The sequence below is a fragment of the Citreimonas salinaria genome, from assembly GCF_900107235.1.
GTDB lineage: Bacteria > Pseudomonadota > Alphaproteobacteria > Rhodobacterales > Rhodobacteraceae > Citreimonas > Citreimonas salinaria.
Map to the genome: position 1 here is coordinate 34,736 of NZ_FNPF01000017.1, position 15,669 is coordinate 50,404.

At 67.6% G+C, this 15,669-nt stretch carries 17 protein-coding genes; 3 read left to right on the forward strand and 14 right to left on the reverse strand.

The genetic code is table 11. From position 1 onward, the window contains the following. Window positions 1-35 precede the first annotated feature (35 nt). The 3 genes from cpaB to BLW27_RS16865 all read right to left on the reverse strand — a co-directional run bounded on the left by cpaB (window position 36) and on the right by BLW27_RS16865 (window position 1,478). A complete protein-coding gene (gene cpaB, locus BLW27_RS16855; protein ID WP_089885081.1) occupies window positions 36-911 on the reverse strand; it encodes a Flp pilus assembly protein CpaB in 876 nt (291 codons plus the stop codon). Window positions 912-1,020: 109 nt separating this feature from the next. Continuing rightward, window positions 1,021-1,206 (reverse strand): hypothetical protein, encoded by a 186-nt coding sequence (locus BLW27_RS16860; protein ID WP_089885083.1) that lies wholly within the window; start codon window positions 1,204-1,206, stop codon window positions 1,021-1,023. Between the two features lie 83 nt (window positions 1,207-1,289). Continuing rightward, window positions 1,290-1,478 (reverse strand): hypothetical protein, encoded by a 189-nt coding sequence (locus tag BLW27_RS16865; protein WP_089885085.1) that lies wholly within the window; start codon window positions 1,476-1,478, stop codon window positions 1,290-1,292. 348 nt (window positions 1,479-1,826) lie between these two features. Here BLW27_RS16865 and BLW27_RS16870 point away from each other — a divergent pair, with 348 nt between their 5' ends. Next, the gene (locus BLW27_RS16870) at window positions 1,827-2,657 is read left to right on the forward strand and encodes a lytic transglycosylase domain-containing protein (protein WP_089885087.1); all 831 of its coding nucleotides are present in this window, start codon (window positions 1,827-1,829) and stop codon (window positions 2,655-2,657) included. Here BLW27_RS16870 and BLW27_RS16875 read toward each other — a convergent pair. The 11 genes from BLW27_RS16875 to coxB form a co-directional block, all read right to left on the reverse strand. After that, window positions 2,654-4,078, reverse strand: a complete 1,425-nt coding sequence (locus BLW27_RS16875; protein WP_089885090.1) for an FAD-binding oxidoreductase — start codon at window positions 4,076-4,078, stop codon at window positions 2,654-2,656. The two genes, BLW27_RS16870 and BLW27_RS16875, sit on opposite strands and share 4 nt — an antisense overlap. Before the next feature lie 38 nt (window positions 4,079-4,116). Further along, window positions 4,117-4,938, reverse strand: a complete 822-nt coding sequence (locus BLW27_RS16880) for an MBL fold metallo-hydrolase (protein WP_089885092.1) — start codon at window positions 4,936-4,938, stop codon at window positions 4,117-4,119. 119 nt (window positions 4,939-5,057) lie between these two features. Next, window positions 5,058-5,642, reverse strand: a complete 585-nt coding sequence (locus tag BLW27_RS16885) for a GNAT family N-acetyltransferase (RefSeq protein ID WP_089885093.1) — start codon at window positions 5,640-5,642, stop codon at window positions 5,058-5,060. Beyond that, window positions 5,642-6,904, reverse strand: a complete 1,263-nt coding sequence (locus tag BLW27_RS16890) for a M16 family metallopeptidase (RefSeq protein ID WP_089885095.1) — start codon at window positions 6,902-6,904, stop codon at window positions 5,642-5,644. The genes BLW27_RS16885 and BLW27_RS16890 overlap by 1 nt, the downstream gene beginning before the upstream one ends. Beyond that, the gene (gene thrC, locus BLW27_RS16895) at window positions 6,901-8,289 is read right to left on the reverse strand and encodes a threonine synthase (RefSeq protein ID WP_089885096.1); all 1,389 of its coding nucleotides are present in this window, start codon (window positions 8,287-8,289) and stop codon (window positions 6,901-6,903) included. Before thrC ends, BLW27_RS16890 begins: the two co-directional genes overlap by 4 nt. Window positions 8,290-8,293: 4 nt before the next feature. After that, on the reverse strand, window positions 8,294-8,968 hold the full coding sequence (locus tag BLW27_RS16900) for an SURF1 family protein (RefSeq protein WP_089885098.1): 675 nt from the start codon (window positions 8,966-8,968) through the stop codon (window positions 8,294-8,296). A 166-nt stretch (window positions 8,969-9,134) separates the two neighbouring features. Next, window positions 9,135-9,941 carry a cytochrome c oxidase subunit 3 gene (locus BLW27_RS16905; protein WP_089885099.1) on the reverse strand — a complete coding sequence of 269 codons (807 nt, stop codon included), beginning with the start codon at window positions 9,939-9,941 and terminating at the stop codon, window positions 9,135-9,137. Window positions 9,942-9,959: 18 nt separating this feature from the next. Further along, the gene (locus BLW27_RS16910; protein WP_089885101.1) at window positions 9,960-10,541 is read right to left on the reverse strand and encodes a cytochrome c oxidase assembly protein; all 582 of its coding nucleotides are present in this window, start codon (window positions 10,539-10,541) and stop codon (window positions 9,960-9,962) included. Then, window positions 10,531-10,701 carry a cytochrome C oxidase assembly protein gene (locus BLW27_RS16915; protein WP_089885103.1) on the reverse strand — a complete coding sequence of 57 codons (171 nt, stop codon included), beginning with the start codon at window positions 10,699-10,701 and terminating at the stop codon, window positions 10,531-10,533. Before BLW27_RS16915 ends, BLW27_RS16910 begins: the two co-directional genes overlap by 11 nt. Before the next feature lie 4 nt (window positions 10,702-10,705). Next, entirely contained in the window at window positions 10,706-11,638 is a 933-nt protein-coding gene (gene cyoE, locus BLW27_RS16920; protein ID WP_089885105.1) for a heme o synthase, read from the reverse strand. A gap of 121 nt (window positions 11,639-11,759) precedes the next feature. Beyond that, on the reverse strand, window positions 11,760-12,641 hold the full coding sequence (gene coxB / locus BLW27_RS16925; RefSeq protein WP_089885107.1) for a cytochrome c oxidase subunit II: 882 nt from the start codon (window positions 12,639-12,641) through the stop codon (window positions 11,760-11,762). Between the two features lie 171 nt (window positions 12,642-12,812). Between coxB and tldD the strand changes: the two genes are divergently transcribed. Together tldD and dprA are read left to right on the forward strand one after the other, a co-directional pair. Continuing rightward, a complete protein-coding gene (gene tldD, locus BLW27_RS16930) occupies window positions 12,813-14,234 on the forward strand; it encodes a metalloprotease TldD (RefSeq protein WP_089885109.1) in 1,422 nt (473 codons plus the stop codon). A gap of 129 nt (window positions 14,235-14,363) precedes the next feature. Next, window positions 14,364-15,545, forward strand: coding sequence for a DNA-processing protein DprA (dprA, locus tag BLW27_RS16935; protein WP_089885111.1), 1,182 nt, complete (start codon window positions 14,364-14,366; stop codon window positions 15,543-15,545). Window positions 15,546-15,669: the final 124 nt, after the last annotated feature.

Consider the following 15,669-nt stretch of genomic DNA (forward strand, 5'->3'; position numbering starts at 1 on the left):
CAACACAGAGTCCAATCCCGCGCGCGGCGCGTGGGTCAGTTGGTGCACGGGATGGGGGTATCGATGACGTCACCGCCGCGGCGCGTCCGGATCGAGCATTGCTGCTCGAGCGGCTGTCGCGGGACCGGGGCCAGTGCGGTCTGGGTCTCCTCGACGATTCCGAGCAGGTCGCGTTCGTTGAACTCGATCGGGCCGGTTTCGGCCGTAGCGTCGTCGAGGCCGACCAGCGAAAGCGACATCCGGCCCGTCGACTGGGCCTGTGCAAGCGCGGCAACCTGCAGCGGCGTGGCTGCGACCGTGACGGTGCGCGCGATCGCGACCTCGCGGGTTTCAGTATTGGCCATCTGGTCGATGGCGATCAGGCGCACGGTGCTTTCGATTAGGCGGGTGACCTCGCCTTCCGGCATGCCGCCGTCGCGCGCCTGCGGTCGGCCGGTCCAGTAGATATCGACTAGGTCGCCGGGGCGCAGGAAACCGGACACGCCCGATGCCACGTCGACCTTGATGGCGAATGCGCGCTCGCCCGGGTTCAGGCGCGAGACCAGACCGGCGTCGCCGCCCGGCTCGCTGAGCTTGACCGCCAGCAGCGGTTCGTTCCGCTCGATCGCACGCAATACCACGCGCGGAGGCGCGCCGTCGGCCGCCACGGGGCGAGCCTCGTCGAAATGACCTTCGGGCAGGATTGCGGTGGGGTAGTGCACTAGGACAACATCATCGGCGGTCACTGCCTCGCCGTACGCGAGCGGGCGCTTGGCGATGTAGATCTGGGTGGTGGCGATGCTTTCGTTGGTCTTCTGACGCTCGGCGGCAAGCGCGGCCTCATAGGTGCCGACGTAGTCCATCGCCATCTTCACGGCGAAGCCGGCCATGGCTAGGCCTGCGATCAGAACGAGTCCGAATACAAGTCGCATGTCTTGCCTCCATCAAGGGCGGTCCGGATCCAGGCAGGATCTGTCGGGTGCGCGCTCGGTCGGCGCAACTGGTCATCCCGGACGCCGTCGCCCGGAACGTCCCGGAACGTCACTGTCCGTAAGTGGGCATGTTCTGCATCGACGTTGCCGAAGCATTCACGGCACTCATCGAGCTGGAGCCCATCAGGCTCATCACGGCGATCACGAAGGCCACGAGGGCTGCGCACAGAACGACCCAGTCGACTGTGACTGCGCCGTCTTCGGCGTGTGCAAATCTGTTGTTCCGCACCGTCATGTCACGCCTTCCTGGAGGGTCGGATGAAAAGGCCAGGCCGGAGGCGAGCTCCGACCTGGCCGAAATTCCGGCTGGGTCGGAGTCTACGCGCCGTCGTTCGGATCGTACGCGTCGACCTCGCCAGCGGCGTTGTTGATCATGTTGGTTGCACTCGTGCCGATCGTGTCGAATGCGACGACGGCCAGGGCGACGATTGCTGCGGTCAGCACGACCCAGTCCACGGTGACTGCACCGTTTTCGTCTTTGCGGAAATTCTTGATGAAGTTGAACATGGTGTCTCTCCGTTGCGTTCGCTCTCTCTGACCGCGCCAGTCCGTCCCGGGCCTCTCTCACCTTGCCCTGTCCTGCTGCGGTATTGGGTCATATAGACGTTGGTTTGGGGCAAGAGTGTGGCTGGAATTGGCTCAATTCGGTGTTTCTCGGAGGCAGCCGCATTCACGCGACGTGTCCTTTTTCACCAATCCCCCAAGCTTCGGCCAATTTCTCCGCCGTAAATTTCTCCGCCGTAAAGAAGGGCAGCGGCCTTTCCGCCTGCGTCACATTTCGATTGCGGTTACCTTCTGGAGAAAGTTCGTGCCCTGTGCGAGCATGCCTGCAAATCCCACGGGGCTCGGAGTGGCATGATATCGCGATTCACCCTGGCGCTGACATGCGCTCTGCTGGGCTCGTCACCCAGCACCCAGGCCGAGCAGGCGCCGGGAGATTTTTCCGCGCGGCGAGTCACGCCGCCGGCGCCCGACGTCCGCAAGCGGATCACCGTCCAGATCGCGCCGCGTGCCGAGCCCGCGATCCCGCCGCGCCCGACGCCGTCAGTACCCGTCACGCGCGCGATCGCGGCGCCGCCCGGTGCTTCGCCGGCCTCGCAGCATGCCTGGTTCTGGGAAGCCGTGTCGCCCCGGCTGGCTGACAGCGGGCCGGGTCGGCTCGAGCCCGCCTTGGCCGCACTGACCAAGGCCGCGCCGCGCGGTGGCGGGGTCGCTGCCCCGCGACTCGAGACGCTGCGTGCGATGGCGAAGGAACATGGTGCCCGCGTGATGCGCGCGACGGTCGGCACGCGGGTCTCGCCGGCGCTGGCTCTCGCCGTGATGGCGGTGGAGTCCGGGGGTCGTGCCGATGCGGTCAGCCGGGCGGGCGCCCAAGGGCTGATGCAGCTGATGCCCGCGACCGCGGCGCGCTTCGGTGTCTCGGATCCATTCGACGCCGATCAGAACGTGGCGGGAGGCGTGGCCTTCCTGAACTTGCTGGTAAGCATGTTCGACGGCGACCCGATCCTGGTGCTCGCCGGCTACAACGCCGGCGAAAACTCGATCGCCGACAACGACGGCGTCCCGCCCTACGCCGAGACGCGCGACTACGTGCCCAAGGTGCTCGAGGCGTTCCGCACCGCGCGGGCGCTGTGCCTGACCCCGCCCGAGCTGATCTCGGACGGTTGCGTGTTCGTGCGGCCCTAGGCGCGGAGAACCGCGCCGGGATTCATAATCCCCGCGGGGTCCAGCGCGGCCTTGATCGCGCGCATCGCCGCCAGCTTGGTCGGGTCGCCGTATTTCTCCAGGTCCGACACCTTCAACCGGCCGATACCGTGTTCCGCACTGACCGAGCCATCGAATGAATGCACGAGATCGTGGACGCAGGTCTTGATCGCGTCGCGCCTGTCCTCGTGGTCGGAGCGCGTCTCGCCTGGCATGGGAAAGACGTTGTAGTGCAGATTTCCGTCGCCCAGATGGCCGAAGCAGTTGATGCGGAACCGGCCCAGAGCGGCAAGCGCCGGCCCCGCCTGCTCGATGAAGTCCGGGATCGCGCCAAGCGGGACAGCTATGTCGTGGCTGGAAATCGCGCCCACTTGGCGGTTGGCCTCCGGGATGCGTTCGCGCAGCGCCCAGAACTCGGCCGACTGCGCTTCGGACTGCGCAATGAGCCCGTCATTCGTCAATCCGGCCTCGGTCGCTTCGACGAAAAGTGTCTCGAGCGCCTCGACCGGGTTCAGTCCGCGCCCCAGCCCCAGCTCGATCAGAACGCACCATTCCGGCGGCTCGCTCCAAGGCTGTCGTACCTCGGGCAGCGTTTCGCGCAGGAAATCTAAGCCCATTCGGTGCATGATCTCGAAGGCGCTGATGCCTTCGCCCACCTGGTCGCGCGCCAGTGCCAGTAGCGCAAGCGCCGCCTTGGGGTCGGGAACGATCAGCAGCGCGGTGCCGGTCGAGGCGGGGCGCGCGGACAGCTTCAGCACGGCGGCGGTAATGACGCCCAGCGTTCCCTCGGCGCCCAGCAGAAGGTGGCGCAGGTCATAGCCAGTGTTGTCCTTGCGCAGGCGCTTCAGCCCGTGCCAGACGCTGCCGTCGGGGAGCACCGCCTGGAGCCCGAGAACGAGATCGCGGGCGTTACCGTAACGCAGGACGTTCACTCCGCCGGCATTGGTGGACAGCAAGCCTCCGATCCGCGCCGAGCCTTCCGAGGCCAGCGACAGCGGAAACAGCCGGTCCACGCCGCGCGCCGCCGCCTGAATATCAGCCAGGATAGCGCCGGCTTCGACGATGGCGGTGTTTTCTTCCGGGCGGACCGCGCGGATCGCCGCCATACGCTCGGTGGACAGCAGCAGGGGCGCCGGACCATCGGACGCGATCTGGCCGCCCACCAAGCCGGTGCCGCCGCCATAGGGAATGACCGGCACGCGCGCCTTTGTGCAGGCGCGCAGGATCGTCGCGACCTCGTCCACGGTGCGGGGCCGCGCCGACCACTGCGCCACGCCGCGCCACCGGCCACGCGGCTCTTCGAGCTGGCCGGGTCGGGCAGGTTCCAGCGTGCCGTCGGGCAGGCGCGCGCGCAGGCGTTCGGCAAAGGCGTCGTCGGCGGGTAAGAGCGGATGATGCGTCATGCGCCAGACTTAGCCGCATTACGGGGCGAACCGAAAGGTCAGTCGCCGCGCAGCCATTCGGGGCGCAGCACCACCACCGTCGGCCGCGAAGGCAGGGTCCGCAGCGAGACGTCCATTGACGGCCCGTCGCGTCGCTCCACGGCGAAGGTGTCCGAGACGTCGGCCAGGAACCGGTCGAGCGCACGGTCCGAGAACCAGTGCATCGGGATCACCACCGAACTGCGCAGGCGGTCGACCACGCGGATCACCGTGTCCAGCGGCAGCGTATAGCCGCCATCGACCGGCACCATCAGCACGTCCAGCCGGCCCAGTGCGGCGTATTGCGCATCGGTCGGCTCGTGGTGCAGGTGACCCAGGTGGCCGACGCACAGCCCCGCGACCTCGAACACGAAGATAGAGTTTCCTTCATCCTCGCGCCCGCCGAAGGCCGAGCGGATGTCGGTCGACACGTTGCGCACCAGCATCTCGTCGAGGTCCAGGTAGTGATCCACCCCGGCGCCGTGGGTTTCGCCCCAGCCGGGCAGGATATGCGGGATGCGATTGTCGGGAGCGGTCGTCCAGTGCGTGGAATGCGCGTGGTTCATCGTCACCACGTCCGGCACCATCGCAGTATCGCCAATGAAGCCCGAATAGTCCGTGACCGCGTTCAGCCCGCCGGGCGTGCGGATCAGGAAAGAGGCATGCGTGATGTAGTGGATGCGGACCGAGTGCTCCTCGACCGGCGCCGACCAGCTGGAGTGCTGCAGGTATTCCAGCCGCGGCGCGGCATCCGCCACGGCGATGCAATGGCTTGGCTGGCGCGTCTGGGCGGCGGCACTGGTGGCCAAGGCGAGGATCAGGGCGAGGGCGAGACGGATCATCGGCAGCTCCGTGTTGAGGCTTGACCCTACGGTAGATCGGAATGGCCTCGCGCCATAATCACGGTTGCGCAAGCGCGCCGCCAAAAGTCTGAGATGCCCGTTTCGCAGGCAGCGGGCGCCTATCCGGTTTCGGTGCGCCCGCGCCGATCCGACCGAAGCGCTGCGTAAAGAACATGCGTCCGCCAGCGCCCGTCGATCTGTAGGTAGCTTTGCGCCACGCCTTCGTACTTGAACCCCGACCGCTCAAGCAGCCCGCGCGAGGCGACGTTCTCGGGCAGGCAGGCTGCTTCGAGCCGCGACAGGTCCATGCGGCCGAAGGCGTGGTGGACCATCGCGGCAATCGCCTCGGACATGAAACCCATGCGCGCGAACGGCGCGCCGACCCAGTAGCCCAGCGTGCCAGCTTGCGCGGGGCCGCGGCGGATGTTGTCCAGGGTGATCGCGCCGACGATCTCGTCGGTATCGCGGCGCACCAGGAACAACGGCAGCGCGGTTCCTGCGCCGATCGACCGCGATGCCCAGTAGACACGGTTCGTGAAGGCCCGCCGGGTCAGGTGATCCTCGGCCCAGGCGGGCTCCCACGGGGTCAGGAAATCGCGGCTGTTCTGCCGCAGGCGCGACCACGGAGTGAAATCGGAATGCACGGGCGGGCGCAGGGTCAGCCGCTCGGTCTCGAGCGTCAGCTTGCGCCGCAGGATCAGCATCAGGCGGCCCGTCGGGCCTTCAGTGCGTCGAGGTCGGGCGCACCCGTCACCGGCCCGTACAGCGCAAGCGCCGGTTCGGCCTGCACCGCCTGCGCCTGCGCGAAGGCGCGCACGTCGGCGCCGTCCACGGCCTCAATCTTCGCCACGGTGCGCTCGATGTCCGGCACTTCGCCCCAGATCTGGATCATCCGCGCCATCCGCTCGGCCCGCGACGAGGGGCTTTCCAGTCCCATCAGCAGGCCGGCCTTCATCTGGGCGCGGGCGCGCTCGATCTCGGCGTCGGTCATGTCGTCGGCGGCGCGCTTCATCTCGTCGATGGTCAGGCCCATCAGCTCGCCGATCTCGCCGCCCGACGTGCCGGCGTAGATCGTCGTCGTGCCGGTGTCGGAGTACGCGCCGCTTTGCGCGAAGATCGTGTAGCACAGGCCCCGCTTCTCGCGGATCTCCTGGAACAGCCGCGAGGACATGCCGCCCCCCAGCGCGATCGTGTAGACCTGCGCGGTGTAGAAGGCGGGATCGCGATAGCCGGGCGCCTCGAAAGCCAGCGCCATGTGCGCCTGCTCCAGCGGCTTGTCGTTGCGGATCTCGCCGCCGTGAAACCGCGCCGCGTCCGGGTTGCCCGAGGGGCGCGGCGTCATGTGGCCGAACAGCGCCTCGGCCTGTTTCACGATCGCGTCGTGATCCACCGCGCCGGCGGCCGAAATGATCAACTGGCCCGGCCCGTAACGTTCGTCGACGAAGCGGAGCAGGTCGTCGCGCGAGAAGCCGCGCACGCGCTCGGCCTCGCCCAGGATGGTGCGTCCGATCGCCTGGTCGGGGTAGCACTGCTCCTGCAGCCAGTCGAAGATGATGTCGTCTGGCGTGTCGGCGGCCTGGCCGATCTCCTGCAGGATCACGCCGCGCTCGGTCTCGATCTCGCGGTTCTCGAAGACGGGGTTCATCAGGATGTCGCCGATCACGTCCAGCGCCAGTTCCGTGTCCTGCCCCAGTACGCGGGCGTAATAGGCCGTCGTCTCGCGCGAGGTATAGGCGTTGATGTAGCCGCCCACGTCCTCGATCGCCTCGGCGATGCCAAGCGCGCTGCGCGTCTCGGTGCCCTTGAAGGCCATGTGCTCGAGGAAATGTGCGATGCCGTTCTGCTCGGGGCGTTCGTGCCGGCCGCCAGCCGACACCCAGACCCCCAGGGCAGCCGAGGCGAGGTGCGGCATGTGTTCGGTCACGACGCGGACGCCGTTGGACAGGGTGGCGAGTTGGACGGTCACGGGGCGATACGCTCCTCGATCAGGGTTTCCAGGGCCTTGAGATCATTGGCGACACGGGTCAGCCGTTCCGGCCGGTCATACAGGTCCTCCATGCGCTTTGGAAGGGGCGGGCGGATCTGGCTGGCGGCCTCGACCGCGTCGGGGAACTTCGCCGGGTGCGCGGTGGCCAGCGTGACCATCGGCACGGCGGGGTCGCGCTTGTCCTCTGCTACCTTCACGCCGATCGCCGAGTGCGGGCACAGCAGTTCGCCCATCGTCGCGTGGGCCTGGCGGATCATCGCGCTGGTCTCTTCCTCGGACACGCGGCCCGAGGCGAAATCCTCGCGCAGTGCCTGAAGCGCGCCCTGGCTGACCGAGAAGCCGCCGGCCTTCAGCTCGTCCATCAGTTGCGCGACCGCGGCGCCGTCCTGCCCGTAGGCGTAGAACAGCGCGCGCTCGAAGTTGGAGCTGACCTGGATGTCCATCGACGGGCTGATCGAGGGCACGACCTCGCCCTTCGTGTAGTCGCCCGAGGTCAGGCAGCGGTGCAGGATGTCGTTCTGGTTCGTCGCGACCACCAGACGGTCGATGGGCAGGCCCATGCGCTTGGCCACGTAGCCGGCGAAGATGTCGCCGAAATTGCCCGTGGGGACGGTGAAGCTGACCTTGCGGTCGGGCGCACCGAGGCTGGCGGCGGCGGTGAAGTAGTACACCACCTGTGCCAGCACCCGCGCCCAGTTGATCGAGTTCACGCCCGCCAGCCGCACCCTGTCGCGGAAGTCGAAGTCGTTGAACATGTCCTTCAGCCGTGCTTGGGCGTCGTCGAAATGGCCGTCGATGGCCAACGCGTGCACGTTCGCCTCGGCCGGGGTCGTCATTTGGCGGCGCTGCACCTCGGACACGAGGCCGTGCGGATACAGGATGAAGACGTCCACCGCCTCAAGCCCCCGGAACGCCTCGATTGCGGCCGAGCCGGTGTCGCCGCTGGTCGCGCCCACGATGGTGACGCGGTTGCCGTTGCGGGTCAGCACATGCTCGAACATCTGGCCGATCAGTTGCATCGCGAAGTCCTTGAAGGCCAGCGTCGGCCCGTGGAACAGCTCCAGCAGGAAATGGTTCGGCGCCAGCTGCTTCAGTGGCGCACGGGCGTTGTGGCCGAAATCTGCGTAGGCGCGGTCGATCAGATCGCGGAAGGTTGCGTCGTCGAACGTGTCGCCGACGAAGGGGCGCATCACGCGAAACGCCGTTTCCTCGTAGCTCAGCCCCTGAAGCGCGCGGATGTCTTCGGGGGACATCTGCGGGATCGCCTCCGGAACATAAAGGCCGCCGTCGCGGGCGAGGCCGGACAGCATCGCCTCCTCAAAACTCAGGGACGGCGCTTGGCCGCGGGTCGAGATATAGCGCATCGTGTCAGTCCTTGCCTTTGGCCTGCGTCCGGATCCAGGCGAGTGTCATCGCGATCCACACCGCGGCGAGCGAGAACCACGTGATCGCGTATTGCAGGTGATCGTTGGGGATGCCGGCGCTGTCCACCGGCAGCGGCCGGACACGCGCATCTGCCGGGTCGACGTCGCTCGCGACGACCAGCAGCGGTTCCGTCTGCAGCGCCTCGGCCATCGGTCCGATGTCACGCGCGTACCAGGTGTTGTCCTGCGGCGCGTTCTCGGGCGTCGCGCTGTTGCGGTCGTCGGGCCAGTGCAGGTTGCCCAGCACCGCGGCCGGTCCCGCGCGCAACGGCGTGTCCTTCTCCGCCGCCGGCACGAACCCGCGATCCAGCAGCACGCGCCGCCCGTCTTCGGTGGTGAACGGAGAGATGACGCGCCAGCCCGCGCCCTGCCGCTTGACCGAGACGAGGACGTAGAGCGCGCCCTCGCCGATCTCGCCCTGCAGCGCCACGGGCTGGTAGCGCTGCGTGGCGGGGTCGACGACGCGGGGCAGGGGCTGCGGATCGGCGGCGATCATGCTTTCGATGTCGGCGATGATCCCCTCTTTCCACGCCAGCCGCTGGACCTGCCAAAGCCCCAGCGCGACGAGGATCGCGGCGCCGACGAGGCCGATCAGCAGGGGAGCGACGTAGCGGGTCAAGGGTGTCTCCAAGGCTCTGCCGGGTTTATCGAAGCGCGGGGCGGGTGCAATCCCCCTCGGCTTCACTCTGGCGCGTTGTGCCCGAGCCGGCCGTGGCCGCGGGCGTTCGGAACGCGAAGCGCCCGCCGGAGGGGCGGGCGCCTGCAGGTCGTGTCGGTTTGGCCGTTCAGCCGCCCCAGACGTAGACGGCCGCGAACAGGAACAGCCACACGACGTCGACGAAGTGCCAGTACCAGGCCGCCGCCTCGAAGCCCACGTGCTTGTCCGGCGTGAAGTGCCCACGCATCAGGCGCATCAGGCAGACGAACAGGAAGATCGTCCCGATGATGACGTGCGCCCCGTGGAAGCCGGTCGCCATGAAGAAGTTCGCGCCGTAGATGTTGCCCGAGAAACCAAAAGCCGCGTGCGAGTACTCGTAGGCCTGAAAGAAGGTGAAGATCACACCCAGTACGATGGCGATGATCAGGCCCCACTTCATGTCCTGGCGGTTGTTCTCGTGCACAAGGGCATGGTGCGCCCAGGTGGCCGCCGCGCCCGAGCACAGCAGGATCAGCGTGTTGATCAGCGGCAGGTGCCAAGGGTCGAAGGTCTCGATCCCCGCGGGCGGCCAGACGCCGTCGACCGCCGGGCTCATCCCGGTGGGGTCCATCGGGTAGAGCGCGTGCTTGAAGAAGCTCCAGAACCAGGCGAAGAAGAACATCACCTCGGACATGATGAACAGGATGAAGCCGTATTTCAGGCCGATCTGCACCACCGGGGTATGATCGCCGACCTGGCTTTCGGCGATCACGTCCGACCACCAGCCGAAGGCGCAGTAGAGCACGCCGACGAACCCGATCAGGAACATCCACGGCGCGTAGCCCTTCATCCAGAGCACGGCGCCGAACAGCATGACGAACGTGCCCACGGACGTCAGGAACGGCCAGACTGAGGGGTTCAGGATGTGGTAGTCGTGGTTTTTAGCGTGAGCCATCGGGTCCCTCGTTCGCCATCAGTTCGTTGTTGATCCGGCATCGCCGGTTGCAAGTGCGGCCTGCATGTCCTCGGGCAGGTCGATCTCGTAGAAGGTGTAGGACAGGGTGATGTGTTTCGACCGGTTCGCGTCCAAGTCGTCCACGATGTCGGGGTCGACGAAGAAGACCACCGGCATCTGCACCCGCTCGCCGGGCTGCAACACCTGTTCCTCGAAGCAGAAGCAGTCGATCTTGGAGAAGTATCCGCCCGCGCCGAAGGGCGCGACATTGTAGCTGGCCGATCCCGCGACCACGCGGTCGGTGGGATTGTAGGCCTCGTAGAAGGCCATGCCCTCTTCGCCGATGCGCAGGGTCATCTCCTGCTGGACGGGCTTGAACTCCCACGGCATGCCCTTTTCCAGCGAGGCGTCGAAGCGCACCTTGATCGTCTGGTCGAGGATGCGGCCATCGGTCGCCTCGGCCACGCCGGTCGCGCCGCCGTATCCGGTCACACGGCAGAACCAGTCGTAAAGCGGCACCGAGGCCCAGGCCATGGCGCCCATGAACACGACGACGCCGACCGTCGTCGCCAGTGTCTTCCTCTTCCCGTCAAATGCCATCCGACGACTCCGTGGCTGGTTGCAGTTCCAGCCCGCCGCGCGTCACCTTGACCACGGTCAGGCCCAGAACGATCACGATCAGCGCGGCCAGCGACAGGCCGACGCCAATATTGCGGCCCCTGCGGCGGCGGTGAAGCTCGTGCTGTTTGCTCAGGCTCATAGGTTCACCACGCTCCGAGACGGCCGGCGGCCGCTTCCACAAGGATCGCGCCGAAATGCGCGAATAGATACAGCAGCGACAGTTTGAAGAATTTCTTCTCGACGGCGAAGTTGTCACCTTCGGCGGCAACCTCGTCGCGGCGCCAGATCTGCACAGCGCCCCTGAGGAACAGCGCGTTCAGCACCAGAGCCACCGCGAGGTAGACGGGCCCGCCGATCGCGGTGAACCCGGTGCCCACCGCCAGCGCGGCCAGAAGCGCGGTGTAGACAAGGATGTGCACGCGGGTGACGCGGCGGCCGTGCGTGACGGTCAGCATGGGCACGGTCGCGTTGTCATAGTCCTGCCGGACGAACAGCGCCAGCGCCCAGAAATGCGGTGGCGTCCACATGAAGGTCAGCGCGAACATCAGCACCGCCTCGATGCCGATGCTGCCGGTCGCGGCGGCCCAGCCGATCATCGGGGGGAAGGCGCCGGCGGCCCCGCCGATGACGATGTTCTGCGGCGTCGAGCGCTTGAGCCACATGGTGTAGACCACCACGTAGAAGAAGATCGTGAAGGCCAGCAGCGCCGCGGCCAGCCAATTGGTCGCCAGCCCCAGGAACACCACGGCGAAGCCCGACAGCGCGAGGCCGAGGCCAAGCGCCTCTTCACGGGCGACGCGCCCGGCGGGGATCGGGCGTTTCGCGGTGCGGCGCATCAGCGCGTCGATGTCGGAATCGTACCACATGTTCAGCGCGCCCGACGCGCCGCCGCCCACGGCGATGAACAGCACTGCGCAAAACGCGACGAAAGGATGCACCGCCACCGGCGCGGCCAGCAGGCCCACCAGCGCCGTGAAGACGACGAGCGTCATCACCCGCGGCTTCAGAAGCGCGTAGTAGTCGCCGAACTGGGCGTCGGTCTCGTAGGTGCGGCTGTCGAAGCTGGTATCGCTCATGCGGTCCTCTCGTGCGGTGCCTTCGGGCCTGTCGTGCCGATTTCCGGCAGGGCATGCTCCTTCGGCGTGACGCGCGCGGCTTGCGGCGCCGTTGGCGGGGCGGGCGAACCCGCCCGTGGCCTCAGTTGGTCAGAACCGCGCGGACGTCGGTATAATAGCCTTCTTCCTTCGACGCGGCGAGCCATGCATCGTACTCGGCCGGGGTGACCACCTTGACCGTGATGGGCATGTAGGCATGCGCGATGCCGCACAGCTCCGAGCACTGGCCGAAATAGACGCCCTCGTTGCCCTCGTCGACCTCGAACCACAGCTCGGCCAGGCGTCCGGGGATGCCGTCCTGCTTCACGCCGAAGGCCGGAACGGTCCAGGAATGAATCACGTCGGCACCGGTCACCTGCATCACGATGGTGGCTCCCGACGGGACGACGACGGCGGTATCGGTCGCGAGCAGGAACTCGTCCTCGGAATAGCCCGCTTCCTGAAGCTGCTCGACCACGGCGGGGGTGAGACGGTTGTCGCCGCCGGTCGCCGGAGAGCCGATCATGAAGCTTTCGTAGCTCAGATCCTCGCCCACGTATTCGTAGCCCCAGTACCACTGGTAGCCCGTCACCTTGATGACGACGTCGCCCTCGGGGATCTCCTGCTGCTTGAAGAGCACCGGAAGCGAGAACGCGCCGATGAACACCAGAACCATGATCGGGCCCAGGGTCCACGCGATCTCAAGCGGCGAGTTGTGCGTGAAGCGGCTGGGCGTCGGGTTCGAGCGGCGGTTGTAGCGGACGATGGCGAATGCCAGCAGACCCGTGACCAGAAGCGTGATGACCGAGATGATGATCACCAGCAGGCCGTCCAGCCATTGCATGTCGCGCGCAAGCTCGGTCGCGGCGGGCTGGAAGTTGAGGCCGCCCTGCACCGGAGTGCCGATGATGGGCAGGTCCTGTGCGAAAGCCGGGGCTCCGGCGATGAGCCCTGCAAGGGCGGTCAGCATCGTCTTGGTTCGCATGTCTCACCTTGATCGGTTGTTCGTCGGTGCCCGCATCGGGCGGCCGCACGACGGGCTTGGGGCCGGCCATTGCGTATCCGGCGCTATGAACCATATTCTTCCCAAGGGATAAAGCACGATCCTTGCGGCAAACCGCCGCTTTTTTCCAACACCTTTTCCGATGAGGCCCGCATGGCTGACGCACCGTTCCGCCCGTTCGAGACACATCTGGACCGCGACCGGTCCGCCGCGCTGCTGCGCGAGGCGCTGGCGGGGGCCGAGGATGGCGAGTTGTTTCTGGAGCGCCGCCGGTCCGAGGTGCTGGTCTTCGACGACGGCCGCGTCAAGACCGCAAGCTACGACGCCGCCGAGGGATTCGGCCTTCGCGCCGTGCGCGGAGAGGTGGCGGGATATGCGCATGCGACCGAGATCAGCGAGGCGGCGCTGAAGCGCGCGGTCGATACCGCGCGGCTGGCCGTGGGCGATGGCGGCGGGGTGATGGCGCCGCCGCCGCCGGGCACCAACCGCACGCTTTACACCGACGCGGACCCGATCGAAGGCGCTGCCTTCCCGGTGAAGCTCGACACCCTGCGCGAGATCGATGCTTTCGCGCGCGACCTCGATCCGCGTGTCGTGCAGGTGACGGCGAACGTGGCGGCCTCGCTTCAGGAGGTGTCGATCCTGCGCCCCGAGGGGGGGCTGGTGACCGACGTGCGCCCGATGACCCGCGTCAACGTTTCGGTCATCGTCGAGGAGAACGGCCGCCGCGAGGCCGGAACCGCCGGCGGCGGCGGGCGCGTCACGCTCGACGGTCTGCTGGAGCCTGCGGACTGGCAGGCCAAGGCGCGGGAGGCGTTGCGCATCGCGCTGGTGAACCTGCGCGCCGAGCCCGCGCCGGCGGGTGTCATGGACATCGTGCTGGGCCCCGGCTGGCCCGGCATCCTGCTGCACGAGGCCATCGGGCACGGCCTCGAGGGCGATTTCAATCGCAAGGGCAGCTCGGCCTTTGCGGGTCTGATGGGTCAGCAGGTCGCCGCCAAGGGTGTCACCGTTCTGGACGACGGTACGATCCCGGATCGGCGCGGCAGCATCACCATCGATGACGAGGGCACGCCCAGCGGGAAGAACGTGCTGATAGACGACGGCAAGCTGGTCGGCTACATGCAGGACCGCCAGAACGCGCGCCTGATGGGGGTCGAGCCCACCGGCAACGGCCGGCGCGAAAGCTTTGCCCACATCCCGATGCCGCGCATGACGAACACCTACATGCTGGGTGGCGATGCCGATCCGGCCGACATCGTCGCTGACCTGAAGGACGGTATCTGGGCCGTCGGCTTCGGCGGCGGCCAGGTCGACATCACCAACGGCAAGTTCGTGTTCTCCTGCACCGAGGCCTACCGCGTAAAAAACGGTAAGGTCGGCGCGCCGGTAAAGGGCGCGACGCTGATCGGCGACGGCGCCACCGCGCTGAACCAGATCCGCGCGCTGGGCAGCGACATGGCGCTGGATCCCGGCATGGGCAATTGCGGCAAGTCCGGCCAATGGGTGCCGGTGGGCGTCGGCCAGCCCACGGTGATGATCGGCGGATTGACGGTGGGCGGCTCGGGCAGCTGAGCCGCCCGTTGGCTTCTTGCCGATCAATGTGACTATGTCGGAGTTGAAGGCGATATTTCCGTAATCGGTTTACCGAGGGTTAACTATCCCGGCGCTATCCAGAACAGGCAAGACGACGGGGCCTCGACGATGGACGACATTTATTCTTCCACTCACCCCCCACTCCCACCCACCACGGAAGACGACCGTGTGTCCCGGCTCCGTCTCTTGCGCTCGCGCCGCGTCGGCGTGACTACCTTCTGGCGCCTCATGGGCGAACACGGCTCCGCCGCCGCCGCGCTCGACGCGCTGCCGCAGGTCGCCCGTGCCGCCGGAATCGAGAATTACCAGCCCTGCACTGAAGCCGCCGCCCTGGCCGAAATGGCCGAAGCCCGGCGTGCCGGCGCACGGATGCTGTTCCGGGGCGAGCCAGGCTATCCCGCCGATCTCTCTTCTCTCTCCGACGCGCCTCCTTTCCTGTGGGTGATCGGCGACACGGCCGCGCTGCAGCGCCCGATGGTGGCGCTGGTGGGGGCGCGCAACGCCTCGTCGCTGGGCACCCGGATGGCGCGGCGACTGTCGGCGGAACTGGGCGAGGCCGGTTTCGTCGTCGTCTCGGGACTGGCGCGCGGAATCGATACGGCGGCGCACGTGGCCGCGCTCGACACCGGGACGGTGGCCGTGATGGCGGGCGGCATCGACATGATCTATCCGCCCGAGAACGCGCGCCTGGCCGACGACATCGCGGCGAAGGGCGGCGCGCGGGTCAGCGAGCAGCCGATGGGCGTGCAGCCGCAGGCGCGGCATTTCCCCACCCGCAACCGGATCGTCGCCGGTCTGGCACGCGGCGTCGTCGTGGTCGAGGCGGCCGCGAAGTCCGGCTCGCTCATCACCGCGCGGCTCGCGCTGGACATCGGGCGCGAGGTGCTCGCCGTGCCCGGCCATCCGCTGGATGCGCGGGCGGGCGGCTGCAACATCCTGATCCGCGACGGCGCGCGTCTGGTGCGCGGTGCACAGGACGTGCTCGAGGCGTTGCCGCCGGACGAGGCGCAGTCCGTGCTGCCGCTGGAGCCGTTGGCCGCCCCCAGGCGGTCCGAGGACGAGCCGCAAGCCGACCCGCAGCCGCCCCGCGACCGCAGCTTGCGCGACACCGCCCGCCTGCATGACGCGATCCTCGCCCGCCTCGGGCCGTCTCCCATCGCCGAGGATCAGCTGATCCGCGATCTCGGCGCTACCGCCGGGCACGTCGCGCCGGCGCTGACTGACCTCGAGCTCGACAATCGCGTCCTGCGCCAGCCGGGTGGCCTTCTCAGCCTGCTGCCGCCCGCCTGAGACGGTCTGTCGGCGCGACGTCGGGCGGGCCGCCGGGCGGCTTCGGATTGACAAGCCCCCGTCCGACCCCACATGGCTGAACGCCGGAACACGGGCTTTCCGCGCCCGGAAACAAGCCAAGAGG